A 17,256-nucleotide genomic window follows, 5' to 3' on the forward strand; every position below is an offset into this window, starting at 1 on the left:
ATCAAACTTATCTAAATCCGACAGCCGCCTGCCAAACAAAAGCCAGCAGCAAGAAAAATACGGGAATGACCGGCAAAACATTAACCAAAGGCTCAAAAATCGAATAAGCTTCGGGCAGTTTTGCTAAGAGTAATGCAGCTTCCATGAATCAACCTACCTATCCAACAGAATTTTCATAATTGTCGCATATCTTCACCCAAGGCAATCATGATTGATCGACTCTCGGTGCAAGCCAGTAGGCAAACTCTTCAGTAAATCGATCGGCAAAAATCGCCTCCCGCATCCTCCCAGTAAAGCGAATCAACTCCGTCACATTGTGAATCGCCAGCAAAGTATACCCCAGCACTTCGTTAGCCCGCGCCAAATGGGCCAAATAAGCCCGACTGAATTTTTGGCAGGTATAACAAGGACAAGACTCATCCAGCGGAGCAAAATCCTCCCGGAACCGAGCATTTTTCAAATTCCAGCGTTCCCCACCAACAAAAGCAGTCCCGTGGCGCGCTAGCCGAGTCGGAATTACGCAGTCAAACATATCTACGCCACTCGCCACAGCCAACGCCATTTCCCGATAAGTCCCAATCCCCATCAAATAACGCGGTTTACTTGCCGGCAACAGGGGCGCAGTCGCTTTCACAATCTCTGCGATCAAATCCCCCGATTCCCCGACACTAACGCCGCCGATGGCGTAGCCTGGTAAATCCAAATCTACCAACTGGTTCGCCGCGCGCGATCGCAAATCGGGGAAAACACCCCCCTGCACAATGCCGAACAAAGCTTGCTCCGGGCGCGAGTGAGCTTGAATGCAGCGTTGCAGCCAGCGGTAAGTGCGATTTGTGGCAGCCTCCACCTCCTCCCGCGTAGCGGGGTAAGGGGGACACTCGTCAAAGGCCATAATCACATCAGCGCCCAACTCATTCTGAATTTCGATCGATCGTTCCGGCGTCAAATTAATTATGCGGCCATCGCGGGGAGAGCGAAAAGTCACCCCATTCTCAGAAATAGTCCGCATTTGGCTCAAGCTAAACACCTGAAAGCCACCCGAATCCGTCAGCATCGGGCCTGGCCAAGCCATAAATTTGTGCAATCCGCCCGCGCCTGCGACAATCGCTTCCCCGGGCTGCAAATGCAAGTGATAAGTATTTGCCAAAACCATTTGAGAACCCGCCGCCTCAAGATGTGCCGGTGTCAAAGTTTTGACATTAGCTAGCGTCCCCACTGGCATAAATTTAGGTGTTTCCACAACACCGTGGGGAGTTGTAAAAACCCCTGCACGCGCTTGGGTATGGCTGCAATTAGCCTGACATTTAAAAGAAAATCTCGCGTTGTCTTCAGTCATTAGTCCCCGACGATCGTTAACCGCTACTCGGCCGTCCGTGTTATTTAATCTATTGTTGATGACATCGCGACAAAAAAAACCATGACCCCGCCCAAAAACGGAGACAAGTTTCCGACAATCGTCGTGGAGGGCAAAAAATTTTAGACCTTAGTTTTACCTCCCAGATTCAAAGCTGCGAGTAAATCTAAAATCTAAAATCTAAAATCTAAAATCGACTGACTGACCATTAAAAGGGGGAATCATCTTCGTCCAATTGCAGATCCCAGTTGCCAGAGAGTACCTGATCGACAACCGCATCCAAAGCCGCCGCATTTAAATTCCGGGCGACTTGCTCTTGCAAAGGATTGGAAAGGGGAATTAACCGCAACTGCCGTCCATCTTGAATCAGGTCAAAATAAGCACCATCGACCGGGGACTGTTTCAGTTCCAGGTAATCAAAACTATACACGTTCAAATAAAGCGCATGGTTGGCAATCAGGGTAGAACGATGGGGGTTGGCGAAGACTTCGAGCACATACCCTTCTCCTTCGCTGTAAATCTGGCCATCTTGTATGTGAAGGTAGCGGACACGTCCTAAATCAAACAGCAATCTTTTGATATCGCGTTTGTTGACGACAATCCCTGTATCGATGATGCAAGGAGCAACTACCCTGTTATTCAATTGATCGTGACTCATGGAGTAAAAGCCTCTGTTGTAGTATTTTCCCGTCTTGAAAATCAGGGAGTTAGCTAGAATTCTTGGTACGGGAAACGCGGATCTTGAGTTTAGTCATTTTAGATAGGGAGCTTTGGGATCGCTGCCGACAGAGGTTTTCCGGGGAAAAGAGCGGGCGACAGGAGGAATGCTCGATCCAAAAAAACTAGGGTGTTACAGTCCAATTCTGGCACACGCTAATCGATTGACAACTGCATACCAGATGAAAAATTTTCTATCTTATGGTGCATGATAAATGGGTTCGCTCTACGATCGACTTTTTCCGGAATCAAGGCGCTGCCATCGCAGCCGCAGTCGCTTTTTATACTTGTTTGCCGGTACCGATGTCTTGGACTTTGGAGTTTCGGGGCATTGCCCGCTTGGCACCGGCGATCGGGCTTTTGATTGGGGGGATGCTGGGACTGGGGGATGTTGGGTTGCAGTTGTTGGGAATGCCTGCTCTGACTCGATCGGCATTGGTGGTAGTCTTGGGCATCGCCGTGACTGGCGGGCTGCACCTAGACGGCGCAATGGACGCGGCGGACGGGCTGGCTGTACCCGACCCCGTACGCAGGCTGGAAGTCATGCGGGACAGCGTTACAGGGGCCTTTGGGGCGATGGCTGCGATCGCGATCGTGCTGCTGAAAACTGCCGCTCTCTCCGACTTGAATAACTATCGGTGGCTGGCTTTGATGGGCGTCGCGGGTTGGGGGAGGTGGGGCCAACTGGTGGCGATCGCCCGCTATCCCTATCTCCGGGCCGAGGGTAAGGGAGCTTTTCACAAGGAATCGATTTATTCTCCTTTTGATTTTATACCGGGAGTGCTGTTGCTGCTGAGTTTGAGCGTGGTGCAAGTTGTCTTGGAGGGCGATCGGTGGCTGTTGGCGGTGGGGATGGCTTTGGGGGGAAGTGCGATCGGAATTTTTGCCGGAGCCTGGTTTAACCACCGTTTGGGCGGCCACACGGGCGACACTTACGGTGCCGTAGTCGAGTGGACGGAGGCTTTGTTGCTGTGTCTTTTGGCGGCTTTGGAAGGTTAAACAGTTGACAGTTGACAGCGAGTTTTTAGCATGGGGATTTAAACAATTGATATCAAATCCGGTAGCATCGGAATTGTAAAATCAAGTCATATCAAATCCGCGCTTCATAGTCCTGTATTCATCTCTCTCTGATCTTCCTCTGTGTTCTCTGCGCCCTCTGTGGTTAAATCATATCGTTTCCGGTTGCATCGGAATAATAAAATCGAGTCAACAGTTAACACTCAACCATTCAGTTTTTCGACCCGCCCGTCAACAGTCAACAGTCAACAGTCAACAGTCAACAATAATTCCGGTGCAACCGGAATTGATATCATTCCGATGCAACCGGAAACGATTTGATAGTTGATAGTTGATAGTTCACAGAGAAAATTAGATCGGGGTTTTTGCTGTCCACTGTCAATTGTCCAATGTTAACCTTGAGCCCGATCGACTGCAGCCTGCAATTTTTCCCCCAGTATCTGAACGTGAGGTTCTTTTAACATCCCAAGGTGGTCGCTAGGAATCTCGTGAACCTCTATTCCTCCCGTAATTACCCTACCCCAACCTAATTCGATGTCAGCCCCAAACGCCGTAGCACTCTCAACTGCCTTGAAAACAGAGGCCCGACCCGCATAAACTCCCCCTACATAATGTTTCAATGCCTGATGATTTAATTCCCTATGAGTGAAGTTTTCCAAATAAATTGGCAGGGGACGCCCCACCGCCCGGTACAAATTGCACAAAATTCTCCACTGAATCTCAGTGAGATCCTCGATTTTTCCGCTCAGATTGCTCTTCGCTTTATTCATAAATGCACCGGGGGTGAGACGTAAAATTCTCATTATGCCCTCACTGTGCTTCATCTCAAACGAATTGTTGAAAGCATCCGGCCCGTAAGTGTCCAACAATCCCAGCAAAGCTACCTTCTCACCTAGATCGTGAAGTTGCCGACCCATCTCAAAAGCTACCGTCCCCCCAAAAGATACTCCTAACAGAAAATAAGGGCCGTGTGGCTGAAAAGTTTGCATTTCTTTTATGTAATAAGCTGCCAATTCCTCAACTCGATTGGGGGGAGCCAATTTTTCATCCATAATCTGGGTTGACAGTCCCAAAACAGGCTGCGATCGATCGATATAATTCATTAAAGGACGGTAAAATTCCAATCCTCTACCGAGTACGTGGATGCAGAACAGAGGCGGTTTGTAACTTCCGGTTCCCGGTTGAATCACCACCATTGACGGAGACGGTGACGACCATTCCGGTTCGCGGAGAATGTCAGCCAATTGCTCAACTGTTGGCGATTGGAAAATAGCAGACAGCGGCAGCTTTTTGTCGAAGACTTTTTCAATTTCAGCTAACAGGCGCGCTGCTAGCAGGGAATGTCCTCCCACCTCGAAGAAATTGTCCCTGATTCCCATTGAATTGATGCCTAAAACTTGTTGCCAAATTTCTGTCACTTGGAGCTCTAATTGGTCGCGCGGGGCAACAGCAATTGTTTCATTGGGCGCAGCGTCGCTAGATTGCCACTTTTGAGTTGCCAAAGCGCGGCGGTCAACTTTGCCGTTGGGGTTTAAGGGCAAAGCGTCGAGGAACACAAACCCAGCAGGTATCATATAGTCTGGTAGTCTCTCCTGCAGGAAGCTACGCAGGGTAGCGGCTGCGAGAATTTGACCTGGGCGGGAAACTGCATAAGCTGCGAGACATTTGTTCCCCGAAGCATCTAACTGAACTGCGATCGCCGCTTGGCTGATATCTGGATGTCCGGCGAGCACTGCCTCAATTTCTCCCACTTCTATGCGGAAGCCGCGAATCTTTACCTGATTGTCGGTGCGTCCGAGGTACTCGATGTTACCGTCAGGCAGGTAGCGGGCTAAATCCCCTGTTTTATAAAGGCGATTTGATTTGGGATGATTAGATGCTTCTGGGCTTTGGGCAATCTCTAGTTTCTCACCAGCATTCCCCAATCTAAAATCTAAAATCGGCAATCTAAAATCGTTGAAGGGATTGGGAATGAACCTTTCGGCTGTCAAATCGGGGCGGTTGAGGTAGCCTCTGGCCAAGCCGGCGCCGCCTGTATACAATTCGCCCGGAACGCCGATCGGCACTGGCTGCAAATACTGATCGAGTATGTAAACTTGAGTATTTGCGATCGCCCGCCCGATAGGAACGGAATTGCTAATTTGACTGGCAGAGTCGATCGGCGCGCAGCAAGTAAAAGTCGTATTTTCGGTCGGCCCGTAACCGTTAATTAAGTTGCAGTTTGGAACTTCTCGCAGCAACTTCTGGACGTGGGGAACAGATAAAACGTCACCGCCTGCCAACAGTTGGCGCACACCCTTTAAATCCTCAATGCGATCGTCCACCATCAAGTGAAACAGTCCGGCTGTCAGCCACAATATGGTCACATTGTATAAGCGAATCGCCTCTCCCAACTCTGCCAAAGATGGGCTGCCGTCCGGGAATACCGCCAGTTGCGCGCCGTTGAGCAGCGCTCCCCAAATTTCCAAGGTCGAGGCGTCGAAGGAAATCGGAGCCAGTTGCAGGAAGACTTCTGCTGCGGTGAGGCTGGCATAGTTAGTGTCTTTGACTAACCGCACTACGCCCCGGTGGACGACGCAAACGCCTTTGGGCTTGCCTGTCGAACCTGAAGTATACATTACATAAGCTAGATGGTCGGCATTAGCAAGATTGGTAGGATTTATCTCACTTTGTTCGTCTATTTCCTCCCGCGCCGCCTCCAGGCAAATTACTTTTGCTCCGCAGTCGGGAAGTCTTTCTACTAGATGATTTTGAGTCAAAAGCACCGATATTTGGGCGTCTGACAGCATGAAATCCAGCCGCTCTTTGGGATAAGCTGGGTCTAAGGGCAGGTAAGCCGATCCGGCTTTGAGAACAGCCAAAAGCGAGACGATCGCATCCATAGAGCGATCGAAACAAATGCCCACTAAAACTTCCGGGCCAGCCCCCAAAATTTGCAAGTAATGTGCGAGTTGATTGGCGCGACAATTTAGCTGTTGGTAGGTTAGCTGTTGCTCTCCAAAAACTACGGCTACAGCGTCGGGAGTTTGTTCTGCTTGAACTTCAAATAGTTGGTGAATGCAGGCAGATTCGGGATAATTTGTTTGAGTGTTATTCCACTCAACTAATAGCTGTTGCCGTTCCGCAGCCGTCAAAATCGGCAAGTTTTTCAGCGGGCATTGAGGATTAGCAACTATCCCCTCTAACAGCACCTCAAATTCAGCCATGCGGCGGCGGATTGTCGCAGCATCAAATAAGTTGGTATTGTACTGGCACTCCAGCACGAGTTTGTTTTTTGTTTCGCTGGCATTCACTGCCCATTCAAAATTTTCATAAGTTCTGGGATTCGAGAAGACTTCAGCTTGAAAACCGTCCAAATTAAGCTGCTCTTCGGCAAGTTGCACATCGAGATTAAAAGTTACAGGTACTAGCGGAATGCGGCTGAAATCCCGCGGCAATGCTAATCTTTTGACCAAAGTACCGAAGGTAATCTGCTGGCAGTCGAGAGCATCTAAAATTGCCGTGCGGCGCGATCGCAAATAATCTATAAAAGATTGTTCCTCGTTAATGCGGGTGCGGAGCGGCAACAAGCTCACGCAGTGTCCCGCAAGCTTGTCTTTTCCCCCAACCAGTTGTCCCGCCGCCGGCATTCCGACAACCAAATCCTCTTGCCCGCACAAGCGGTACATAAAAGCTTCAAATGCAGCAAAGAGAGTTGTAAAAAAACTGCACCCTGCTTTTTTTCCCAGGCGTTTGAGGTTAGCAACCAAATCTGGATTGAGTTCCCAATCTTCCCGCGAACCCTGGTAAGTTCTCAAAGCAGGTCGCGCTCTGTCTGTCGGCAAATCTAGAACCGGAATTGTGCCTGAAAACTGTTCTAGCCAATACTTTTCAGCCTCAATATTTTCGGCTGTTGTTGAGTTTTCTTCTTGTGAAATTGCGTATTCTATAAAACTTTCTGGCTGTGGAAGATGGGCAGCTAACCCTTGCTGTCTGGTAGAATAAATAGCACCTAAATCCGGGAATAGTATGCCCCAAGACCAGCCATCGCAAATGATGTGGTGGCCGGTGAGAATAACGATGTGTTCCTGTTCTTGCAGCTTAATAATTTGAGTGCGAAACAGCGGCCCGCGCACTAGATTGAAAGGTCGATCGACTTCTTCACGGCGCAAATAAGCTAATTTCGATTCGCGATGGCGATCGTCCAAAATTGACAAATCTATCAAAGGAATATCAATCTCGAGCGACGACGCAATGCAGAGAGTCGATCCGTCCGGGCTAAATGTTGTCCGCAGCGCCTCGTGCCGCTGCACTAATTCCTGAAGGGAAAATCCGAGAGATTCAATGTCGAGGTTTCCTTGCAACCGCAGACACATCGACTCGTTATAAGCGCAATTTGCCTCGTCTCCCATTTGCACGGCAATCCAGATTTCTTTCTGCGATTCCGTCGCGGGTACGCAAGCAAAAAGTTCTCCGCCGGCGAAAGGATCGAAGTCTACAGCAGTTAGTTTTGGTTGTAAATCTGCGGCTATTTTCATTGGCTATTAACAGTAGTGCAACTAAATAAATTAAATTGTCTTTGTTGTAGGGGAGATTTGTTTGAAAGAGGTAGATTGGGATTTACCGTTGGGTGGGGGCGGGTTTATAAAATTATTGGTCTGAGGCAATTATTGTTTGTAAAACCCGCCCCTACAGGATTTAATTACCAACCCTAACCGTCAATTTGATAAACTATCTCCTACTTGTAAATGTTTTCCCGGCCGCTCTGGATCTGCGATGTACCAAGCTGGATTGCCATTAGGATCTCGCCCTAATTTGGCACCGGGTACGGGAGAATTGTTTGCGAAAGCAATTGACGATTTCAATCCATTGGTATTGCCATTTTTGTTGAAATCGATCGCCTTAACAGTGCTGCCAGACGGAGCGGCCAAAATCCGGCTGACTGCAATTCGGCAATGCTGTTTTTAAATGCTTCCTTTGCAAAAGCAATATCTGCGTCGGAATGCGCTAGCGTCAGAAAACACGGGCGGTGATCCCAAATGTGAATTCCTTTTTCCCGCAGCGAGTAAAACAGCAGTTCTCCATGAGTAAAATCTTGCGGGTAGGTGATTTTGAACAGGGAACCAAAGTTTTTAACAGTGAAAGGTGCTTGCTCTCGATCGAACATGGCGTTCAATTCTGCAACGAATTTGTCGGTTTTGGCATTGAGATCGCGCTGCAATTTCGGCCCGCCGCGCTTCAAATATTCGAGAGATGCCTTGGCGGCTGCTAAAGTCAGCGGGTGGCGCACAAAAGTCCCTGCAAAATAAGTGACGCCAACTTCCGGGAACGAGTCGTCGCCGAACTGCCAAAAACCGCCGTCTAAAGCGTCCATCCAGGCGGATTTGCCCGCGATTACCCCGATCGACATCCCGCCGCCGACTACTTTGCCGTAGGTTCCGATATCCGCTTGTACGCCGAAATATTCTTGGGCCCCGCCCGGTGCAATGCGGAATCCGGTAATCACTTCGTCCATAATGAAGGCGCAACCGGCTTGTTCGGTAATCCGGCGCACTTCGTGGAGGAATTCTCGCGGTTGCCACTCGGGACGGCGACTTTGTACCGGTTCTACCATGATGGCTGCAAACTCGCCCGCCCGCGCTTTTAGGATTTCCAGGGATTCTGGTTCGCCGTAGTCGAGGATCAGGGTATTGTCAACGGCGGATTGGGGAATGCCTGGTGCGGCGGGGAGCGATCGCAGTTTTTTGGTGCCGCGCACGATCACTTCATCGAAAATCCCGTGATAGTCTCCGGTAAACATGACGATCGTACTGTTGCCCGTGACGGTGCGGGCCAGGCGCATTGCGCCCAAAACTGCTTCAGAACCGGTGTTGCAGAAGGCGGCGCGATCGTGTTTTGTCATCTCGCACACGAGTTCGGCAACTTCCCCTGCTAGCGGTGTTTGCGGGCCGATTTCATACCCGCACTGCATTTGAGCTGCGATCGCTTCTGTAATAAATGGAGGCGAATATCCGAAAAAGTTCGATCCGAAACCGTTGGTTAAATCCACGTACTCGTTGCCGTCTTCATCCCAAATTTTAGAACCCGACGATCGCACCGCCACAATTGGATCAACCAACTCTTTCATCGTCCGGTTAAACCCCGAAACTACCCGCGGATCGGCGAGGTGGTGGCGGTGAGTCTGAGTGTACTGTTTGGATTTCTGAGTTCGCGCCGTATATCGCTTGACAAATGTTTCTAAATATGCTGCTTGCGACTGAGTTAATCCATCGCGATCGGATGTGTCGATGCGGGCGGCGGCACCGAACACCTTTTTTGGTTCTGCTGTTGGTTCTGCTTTTGGTGCTGCTGTGGGTGCGATCGTGCTGCCGTTAGTCTGGGATTGCGGGGTATTTTGAGTTGGTGCCGGCGGCTGCGGCATAACTTGACCGTTAGTTGTCGGTGCCGGCTGTGCGGGAACCAAACCAGCGCCGCCTAACAGTTCTAGCTGTCGCGACATAATTTGCAACTGCTGCCCGATCAGGTATTCGAGATTGCCAGACTGTACGGGATTCAAAATTTGAGGCCCAGGGCTGGGTAACGGCAGATTTACAGGGGCGCTGACTGCAACGGGAGTGGCAATGGGCGCAGGAGGTGCTGCTGTCGGTGCGATCGCCGGTGCGGGTGCTGGTGCGGGCGCGGCTTGTTGGACGGCAGGAGTTGCAGGCAAAACCTCCGGCTGCAGAGCACCATCGATAAATTCAGATAAAGTGCCGAGAGTGGGGAAAGTTTCTAATAGTTGGCGAAAAGTAATTTTGATGCTAAATTCTTTTTGCAAATTCAGCGCTACTTGAGTTAAAGATAGAGAATCTAAACCCATTTCTAGGAAAGTTAAGTCCTCATCAACACTGCCTAAATCCTCGCCAGAAGTTTCTTCTAGGATGTTTTTGATTACAGGAATTAGTCTGTACTTGCGCGCTGCCGTTTGGGTCTCAACCTGTGAATTTGGCATCAGTAATTGGGAATTGGTAGTTGGTAATTGGGAATTGGAAATGGGTAATTGAGAAGCGGGCAATTCCTCCACTATTTCAATCTTGCCCTCTGACACTTTTGGTTCGATCCAGAAGCGCTTGCTCTCGAACGGATAAGTTGGCAAGGGAAGGCGATCGCGCGTTTCCTCCTGATAAAAGCTCTGCCAGTCGATCGATACTCCGCACAGCCAAAGCTGTCCGGCTGCACTCAACAAAGCCGCCCATTCAGTTTGATTTTCATGGCTGTCGCTGAGGGAAGAAATGGCAACTTGTTTTTTCAAATCTTTGGCTTGTTTGCGAGCTAAAGTAGCAGCCGTTGTTCTCGGCCCGACTTCCAAAAGTATCCGGTTCGGATCTTGCCAAAGCTCTTTTATCCCGTCAGCAAAACGCACAGTCGCCCGCAAATGCCGCGCCCAATACATCGGATCGGTTGCTTGTTCCGCTGTTATCCAACTAGCAGTTACAGTAGAAACAAATGGGATAGTTGGCGCTGACAACTGCACTTTTTTGACATATTCGGCGAAAGGTTCGACGATCGAATCTACCATCGGCGAATGAAAAGCGTGGGAAGTGTGCAGTTGTTTGCAGACAACGCTTTCGGTTTCTAGTTGCTGCTGAAAAAGTGCGATCGCCTCCGTCGGCCCGGAAACCACGCACAAATCCGGCGCATTCACCGCAGCCACTGCCAAATCCGCACTCAAGCGCCCTTCTACTTGCGCCGCCGGCAACCGCACCGACAGCATCGAACCCCCCGGCAAATCTTGCATCAAGCGCCCCCTCGCTGCTACCAGCATCAAGGCATCTTCTAGGGAAAACACGCCTGCGATAGTTGCCGCTACAAATTCGCCGATGCTGTGCCCGATCGCACCTTGGGGAATGACGCCCCAACTCTCCCACAGCTTGGAAAGCGCGTATTCTAAGGTAAATATCGCAGGCTGAGTCAAGAAAGTTTGGCGCAGCGATTCGGCTGCTGTCGCTTCATCGCTGCCGGGATAAAGCACTTTCCGCAAATCTCGGCCGAGGTGCGGCTGCAAAATTTCGGCGCAGCGATCGACTGTTTCGCGGAATAAAGGCTCGGATTCGTACAAATTCAAGCCCATATTGACGTATTGCGACCCTTGTCCCGGAAACATGAAGATTACTGCCGGATTTCTCGATTCGGTGCAGCGGGTTGCTGTACGCAGCGGCGGCAGGGATTCGAGTACCTGCACGGCATCGGTGCGATCGCTGCAAACAGCGAAACGGCGGTAATTGAAGGCTTGCCGCCCGGTTTGCAGAGTATAAGCAACATCGGCGAGATCGATCTCCGGGTTTTGGGCGAGGTGCGATCGCAAATTTGCGGTGGCTGCGTCCAAAGCAGATGGAGTTTTCGCCGACAACAGCAGCAACTGCCGCGGGCGAGAAGGACTTGACGGTTCCAGTGCGGGTGCTTCTTCGAGGACAACGTGAGCGTTGGTGCCGCCGACACCAAACGAACTTACACCCGCTCTTCTGGGCGTTTGGCCGGCTTTCCATTCCGAGAGTTCGGCGTTGACGTAGGGCTTGCTGAATAATTGATCGCAAACAAAGAGCAGGAGGGATCAATATATTCAAGGTGGGTTAAAGATAAGTTTTTACTGTATCGATTCACCCAACTATAATGGTAAATTATACTCAATCCAAAAACAGGTGTTCTTTTTCCAAATAGACATAAAAACACACACAAAACCCGACGCCACCAGGTAGCAAGGTTCATTACCAAAAAAGTAATTGCAATAACTGTACCAGATGTATTATCAAGTTTTGCCATCACTCGATTGAGACCGAATCTTCGTTTACGCAAGCCCCAAACTTGCCCTCAATGGCATTTCTAATCCTCTCATCTTCCAACGCTTGCCTCTTTTTTGATTTACTCACATTTGCTCTTGGTCTTCCTAAGGGTGGCCCACTAAGCCTAATGCCTTTTTCTTTACACCATGCTCGGTTTTCCCGATTTCGGTAAATGCGATCTGCATGAACTGACTCTGGATAATACCCTGTGAACCTATGATATGCTTCTACTTGGGCTTTTAAGTCCCCTGATTCGTTGAAGTTATCCCAGCTCATCCGGTCTAAAAATACATACCCCTCAAAACAACTGGCTGATATTTTGGCTCCAAACTCTACGCTTTTTCCTGCTTTTCCTCTGACAATAGGACGAATGTGGGGTTGACTTAAACTTACTATTCTATCCTCAATGCTCTGTTTATTGTTATCAAATAACCACTGTTGTTGGCGAGTGACTTCTGTGAGGACTAGCAAGGTTTTATATTGCTGTTTGTTCAAACTTTCTAGGGTCGCACCTGAATCGATTAGCTGTTCAATATGAGCTAAGTTTCTTTTGATGTATTGAAGTTGTTTTTTAATTGCCTGTCTTCTTTTGTGGCGGGTAGGTCGTCTTTGTTTCGCGATTAATAAGTAATCTTTTCTGGCCTTATTACGGTAGGTTCGTGGTTTTTTAGGGGTTTTTTCTTTTTTAATATGTTTATACAGAATGTCTATGATTTTTTCAGTATGAACTCTGGCTCTATTTAATAGTCCTAAGTCGGTCGGATAACTAATGTCGGCTGGGGCGCAGGTTGCATCTACGATCAACTTACCGCGATTGGATGACTCATTTTTGGCGTCCGAATCCTTTTTTTTTTCGGGTTTGGCTGGCGTGATTTCTCGCATTTTTTCTACCATGCGTTCGTTCACTTTATTAATTAGATTGGGACTGATTCGTTGCCGAAAATGTACTAATAGTGATGGGTCAAAGGCGAGTTCATTGCTGTAGCTTGATTGACCGATAAAGTATTGTAGGTAGGGGTTTTCCCGGATCTGTTCTACTGTTTCACGATCGCTAATTCCCAACTTTTCTTTGATAATTAATGCCCCCAATGCCATCCGAAAGGATTTGGCTGGTGCCCCTTTTTCTGTGGGGAAGTTTTTAGCATATTCTGTTTCAAATTCTGACCACGGGATTAGTTCGGCCATTTTTACCCAACGGTTAAGGAGTGACAATTTTCCACATGAGGGGAGTTCAAAGTCGGAAGGTGAGGGAGTAGCAAGCTCAGCTTTTTTGTACACGTTCGCAGGTGGTGATGCACGGGTTTTGACCTATTTTACTTGTTAATCTTGCACTTTTTTCTCGCTCGCGCGCTCGAAAACCCAGACCACGCAATATGCGAGCGATTATTCAGCAAACCCGACGTAGAAGGGGCTGTTGGCAAAATCAATGGCTGGATTCGGTTGCTCGAAGTGCAGAGTGGCCGGTATTTGCTGGTGTTTGAGGGCTAAAGCTGTTTTGATCAGCCCTGTGACTCGCGCCGCGGCGATCGTGTGTCCGAAGTTGCTTTTGACGGAGCTGAGCGCGCAAAATTGTTTGGCTGCGGTTTTGAGAGCAAAAGCCTGAGTCAGCGCTTCTATTTCGATCGGATCCGCCCAGGGGGGTTGCCGTGCCGTGGGTTTCGACGTAGGATATCGTTTCGGGATGCACGTCTGCCATCGCGTGCGCCATCGCGATCACGTCTGCTTGCCCGTCTACGCTTGGTGCCGCAAAGCTGACTTTGGCTGCCCCGTCGTTATTCAAGCCGACTCCGCGAATTACGGCATAGATTGTATCTCTGTCGGCGATCGCTTCTTCCAAACGCTTGAGTACAACTGCCCCGGCTGCGTTGCCGAACACGGTTCCTTCAGCCTGGGCGTCGAAAGGTTTGCAGTGTCCGTCGCTGGAGAACATCCCCCCTTCTTGATACAAATAACCGCTATTTTGGGGCACCGTAATTGATATCCCGCCGGCGAGGGCTAGATCGCACTGGTAGCTCATCAAAGCATAAAAAGCTTGACAAACTGCAACTAATGATGTGGAGCAAGCGGTATGTACGCTGACGCTCGGCCCTTTGAGATTCAGCTTGTAGGAGGTGCGGGTAGCAATGTAGTCTTTTTCATTGGCTACCATCACCTGAAACTCGCCCGCGCGGGAAATTACATCCGATCGTCCGGCGATGTTGTTGGGAAAATAAGTATTGTTGCCCGTGCCGGCGTAAACTCCGATCGAGCCGTTGAAGGTATTCGGATCGCAGCCTGCATTTTCTAGGGCGGCCCAAGCTATTTCTAAAAAAACGCGCTGCTGCGGGTCTGTAATTTCGGCTTCGCGGGGACTCACGCCGAAAAATGCTGCATCAAACCGATCGGCACCGTCAATAATTCCTCTAGCTTTGACGTAATTCGGAGCCTGTCTGAGATGTGGGTCAATACTGGGGTCTAGTTCCGCGTCACTGAAAAAAGCTGTGGACTCCACCCCGCCGCACAAATTCTGCCACAACTCACCGACACTGGCAGCACCGGGAAAGCGGCCCGCCATGCCAATAATCGCAATGCCGTCAAGTTCTGGGTTTTCTGGGGAATTAGTCATTAAATTAACGTTTTTTGGTAGATGGCTTGTGCCGGTTAAAAGCAGCTTTTTGCCGATCGGCCCTGTCTTGAAATTTGTTGTTGGACGGGCTTGCACTCTGCCCCTGATTTAAATAATTTGCCAATTGGGCGATCGTCGGGTGCTGGAACAATTTCACAATCGGCAAGTCTTTACCTAACAGAGCTCGAACTTGGACTGCAACTTGCAGCGTCATCAAAGAATTGCCTCCAATCTCGAAGAAATTGTCGTGAATCCCCACGCGATCAAGCTTCAGCAGCTTAGACCAAACACCCGCTAGCAAAAGCTCCAACTCGCTTTGCGGTGCCGCATAACTCTGGGACAGTTCTTGTCGCTGCGAGTCAGGTGCCGGCAGGGCGCGGCGGTCAATTTTCCCGCTGGGCGTCTTCGGCATCGCCTCAACATTTACAAACACCGCAGGCACCATGTAATCTGGGAGTTGCCCTTGCAGGTAAGGGCGGAGGTCGGCTATTGCCAATTGTTCCTCTGGATTCGCCACTATGTATGCAACCAGTCGTTTGTCCCCCGGTGCGTCTTCCCGCGGCAGCACCACAGCTTGTTTGACGGCGCGATGTTTTGCCAGTGCGGTTTCGATTTCTCCCAACTCTATGCGGAAGCGGCGAATTTTGACTTGGCCGTCAATCCGCCCGATGTACTCGATGTTACCGTCGGGCAGGTAGCGGGCTAAATCTCCTGTTTTGTAAAGGCGATCTTCTGAAGGCAGAAGGGAAAGATCGGATTCGATCGCGCTTATTTCATTGTGTTTAAAAGGATTGGGAATAAATTTTTCAGTAGTCAAGTCCGGGCGGTTGAGGTAGCCCCGGGCCAAACAGATACCCCCGATGTATAGTTCTCCCGCTACTCCTAAAGGTATAGGCTCACCATCTATTTGTAACAAATATATCTCCGTGTTGGCAATAGGGCGGCCGATCGGAGGCAGTGCGGGCCAATCTCCGGGCGGGCCTGCGAGGGTATAAGCTGTTACAACGTGGCTCTCGGAGGGGCCGTACTGATTGTGCAGGGTACAATTTTCTAGCTGCTGAAAGAAACTGGCGATGTAACGGTTGACTTGCAACTGTTCGCCGGCGGTGACTACTTCGCGCAGCGATTTGGGTATTAGCTGATAAGTATCGGCTGCTTCGGCTAAGTGTTGCAGGGCGATGAAAGGGAGAAATAGTCTTTGAATCTTTTGTTTGTCGATTAGCTGCAACAAACTCTGGGCATCTCGCCGGATTTCTTCTGTGATGAAAACGAGGGTGCCGCCGGCACACCAAGTACAGAACATTTCTTGAAACGAGACATCGAAGCTGAGAGATGCAAATTGCAGGGTTTTGGCTGGGCCCTCAAGGGTGGAGTTTTGCAGTTGCCACGCTATTAGGTTGACTAGGGCGCGGTGCGGGAGGGGAACTCCTTTGGGTTTGCCTGTGGAACCGGACGTATACATTGTATAACTTAAATTTAGGGGAGAGACGCTGCTAGCTGGGTTTTCCCTGCTGTGACTGCTGATTGTTTCCCAGTCTGCGTCCAAACAAACGGCGCGGGCTTGATGTGCGGGCAAACCCGATACTAAGTGAGATTGAGTGAGGATAACGGGAGCTTGGGTGTCGGCTAACATGAAGGTCAGCCGTTCTTGGGGGTAGGCTGGATCGAGGGGAACGTAAGCTGCGCCTGCTTTGAGAACGCCTAAAACGGCGATCGCAATTTCTAAGGAACGTTCCATGCAAATAGCGACTAAAACATCGGGCCCGACGCCTAATTGCTGCAAGTAATGGGCTAGTTGATTGGCTTTGGAATTGAGTTCCCGATAGGTGAGTTGCTGTTGGAGATTTTGGGAAAAAACGGCGGCAATGGCATCGGGCGATCGATAGACTTGTGCTTCAAATAATTGGTGAACGCATTTGTCTTGCGGATAATTTGCTTGAGTTTGATTCCACTCCTGCAACTGAGCAAGTTCGGCTGCTGTCAGCATTGACAATTTGCTGATTTTCTGCTGAGGATTCGCGGCTATACTTTCTAGCAAAGTTTGCAGGTGTCCCAACATTCGGGTAATGGCGATCGGATCGAACCGCTGGCGATCGCCCGCAATTTTCAACAGCAGTTCGGTTCCCCGTATGCGTAAACTGTTAGGGGAAAACTTGTCTGTTCTAAAAGCTGAAATTCTCGGTTTTGCCAGTTGCCACCGAGAGCTTGCAGGGCAGAATTAATATGATATTTTTCAACTACTAGCAGGCTGTCAAATAAAGCTGTGCCGCGGGGAATATCGCTCCATTCTTGAGTTTTTGCCAGCGGCACGTTCCCGTATTCTTGAAATGCCGTCCACTGAGTTTGCAGTTGTTTGAGCCAGTCGATCGCTGGTAAATCGGGAGATACAATTACCCGAAATGGCAAAGTATTTATGAATAATCCTACCGCTGATTCTGCGTTTTCTAGGTTCGGCGATCTGCTGTCGCAAATAGTTCCAAATATTACATCTTCCGAACCGGAACAGCGGCTTAAAAGTATAGCCCAGGCTCCTTGCAGCAGGGTATTTAGGGTTAGTTGCTGTTCTTGAATTAGATAAGTTTAAGGCTGCGGTTACGGTGTTAGAAAGCCGGATTTCGGGTTCTGCTGATAAATTTTCTGTTGGTGTCAGGAACAGGCAAGATGCCTGTTCTACAACTGATAAATTTTGTTTAACAATACTCCGGACAGTTTTTAAGCAGCCAAAGTACCATAAGACAAGACTGAAGAAAGATTAGGATGGTTTA

The 17,256-nt window shown here is 49.5% G+C and carries 10 protein-coding genes and 2 pseudogenes; 1 reads left to right on the forward strand and 11 read right to left on the reverse strand.

Features of this window, described 5'->3' with window-relative positions; translation table 11 throughout:
• Window positions 1–7: 7 nt before the first annotated feature.
• The 3 genes from QUA70_RS22435 to QUA70_RS22445 form a co-directional block, all read right to left on the reverse strand.
• Window positions 8–145, reverse strand: coding sequence for a photosystem II reaction center protein K (locus tag QUA70_RS22435; protein WP_006634808.1), 138 nt, complete (start codon window positions 143–145; stop codon window positions 8–10).
• 60 nt (window positions 146–205) lie between these two features.
• Window positions 206–1,336, reverse strand: coding sequence for a tRNA guanosine(34) transglycosylase Tgt (gene tgt, locus QUA70_RS22440; protein ID WP_333335545.1), 1,131 nt, complete (start codon window positions 1,334–1,336; stop codon window positions 206–208).
• Between the two features lie 226 nt (window positions 1,337–1,562).
• Complete coding sequence (locus QUA70_RS22445; RefSeq protein WP_333335543.1) at window positions 1,563–2,012, reverse strand: hypothetical protein; 450 nt, start codon at window positions 2,010–2,012, stop codon at window positions 1,563–1,565.
• Between the two features lie 260 nt (window positions 2,013–2,272).
• Between QUA70_RS22445 and cobS the strand changes: the two genes are divergently transcribed.
• A complete protein-coding gene (gene cobS, locus QUA70_RS22450) occupies window positions 2,273–3,070 on the forward strand; it encodes an adenosylcobinamide-GDP ribazoletransferase (protein WP_333335540.1) in 798 nt (265 codons plus the stop codon).
• A gap of 410 nt (window positions 3,071–3,480) precedes the next feature.
• Here cobS and QUA70_RS22455 read toward each other — a convergent pair whose 3' ends face one another.
• The 8 genes and pseudogenes from QUA70_RS22455 to QUA70_RS22490 all read right to left on the reverse strand — a co-directional run bounded on the left by QUA70_RS22455 (window position 3,481) and on the right by QUA70_RS22490 (window position 17,062).
• Window positions 3,481–7,605: an amino acid adenylation domain-containing protein gene (locus QUA70_RS22455; protein WP_333350019.1), complete on the reverse strand. Its 4,125-nt coding sequence runs from the start codon at window positions 7,603–7,605 to the stop codon at window positions 3,481–3,483.
• 180 nt (window positions 7,606–7,785) lie between these two features.
• Window positions 7,786–7,932, reverse strand: a complete 147-nt coding sequence (locus QUA70_RS22460; protein WP_333331155.1) for a hypothetical protein — start codon at window positions 7,930–7,932, stop codon at window positions 7,786–7,788.
• Entirely contained in the window at window positions 7,929–11,651 is a 3,723-nt protein-coding gene (locus tag QUA70_RS22465; RefSeq protein WP_333350043.1) for an aminotransferase class III-fold pyridoxal phosphate-dependent enzyme, read from the reverse strand. The genes QUA70_RS22460 and QUA70_RS22465 overlap by 4 nt, the downstream gene beginning before the upstream one ends.
• A gap of 107 nt (window positions 11,652–11,758) precedes the next feature.
• Window positions 11,759–13,164: pseudogene (locus tag QUA70_RS22470) on the reverse strand (IS5 family transposase); the annotation flags it as partial.
• A 105-nt stretch (window positions 13,165–13,269) separates the two neighbouring features.
• Complete coding sequence (locus QUA70_RS22475) at window positions 13,270–13,569, reverse strand: hypothetical protein (RefSeq protein ID WP_333410682.1); 300 nt, start codon at window positions 13,567–13,569, stop codon at window positions 13,270–13,272.
• Window positions 13,523–14,491: pseudogene (locus QUA70_RS22480) on the reverse strand (beta-ketoacyl synthase N-terminal-like domain-containing protein); the annotation flags it as partial. The gene QUA70_RS22475 and the pseudogene QUA70_RS22480, both read right to left, overlap by 47 nt.
• A 4-nt stretch (window positions 14,492–14,495) precedes the next feature.
• A complete protein-coding gene (locus tag QUA70_RS22485; RefSeq protein WP_333350017.1) occupies window positions 14,496–16,601 on the reverse strand; it encodes an amino acid adenylation domain-containing protein in 2,106 nt (701 codons plus the stop codon).
• Window positions 16,598–17,062 carry a condensation domain-containing protein gene (locus QUA70_RS22490; RefSeq protein ID WP_333410683.1) on the reverse strand — a complete coding sequence of 155 codons (465 nt, stop codon included), beginning with the start codon at window positions 17,060–17,062 and terminating at the stop codon, window positions 16,598–16,600. The genes QUA70_RS22485 and QUA70_RS22490 overlap by 4 nt, the downstream gene beginning before the upstream one ends.
• Window positions 17,063–17,256: the final 194 nt, after the last annotated feature.

It is taken from the genome of Microcoleus sp. LAD1_D5 (assembly GCF_036702115.1).
GTDB lineage: Bacteria > Cyanobacteriota > Cyanobacteriia > Cyanobacteriales > Microcoleaceae > Microcoleus.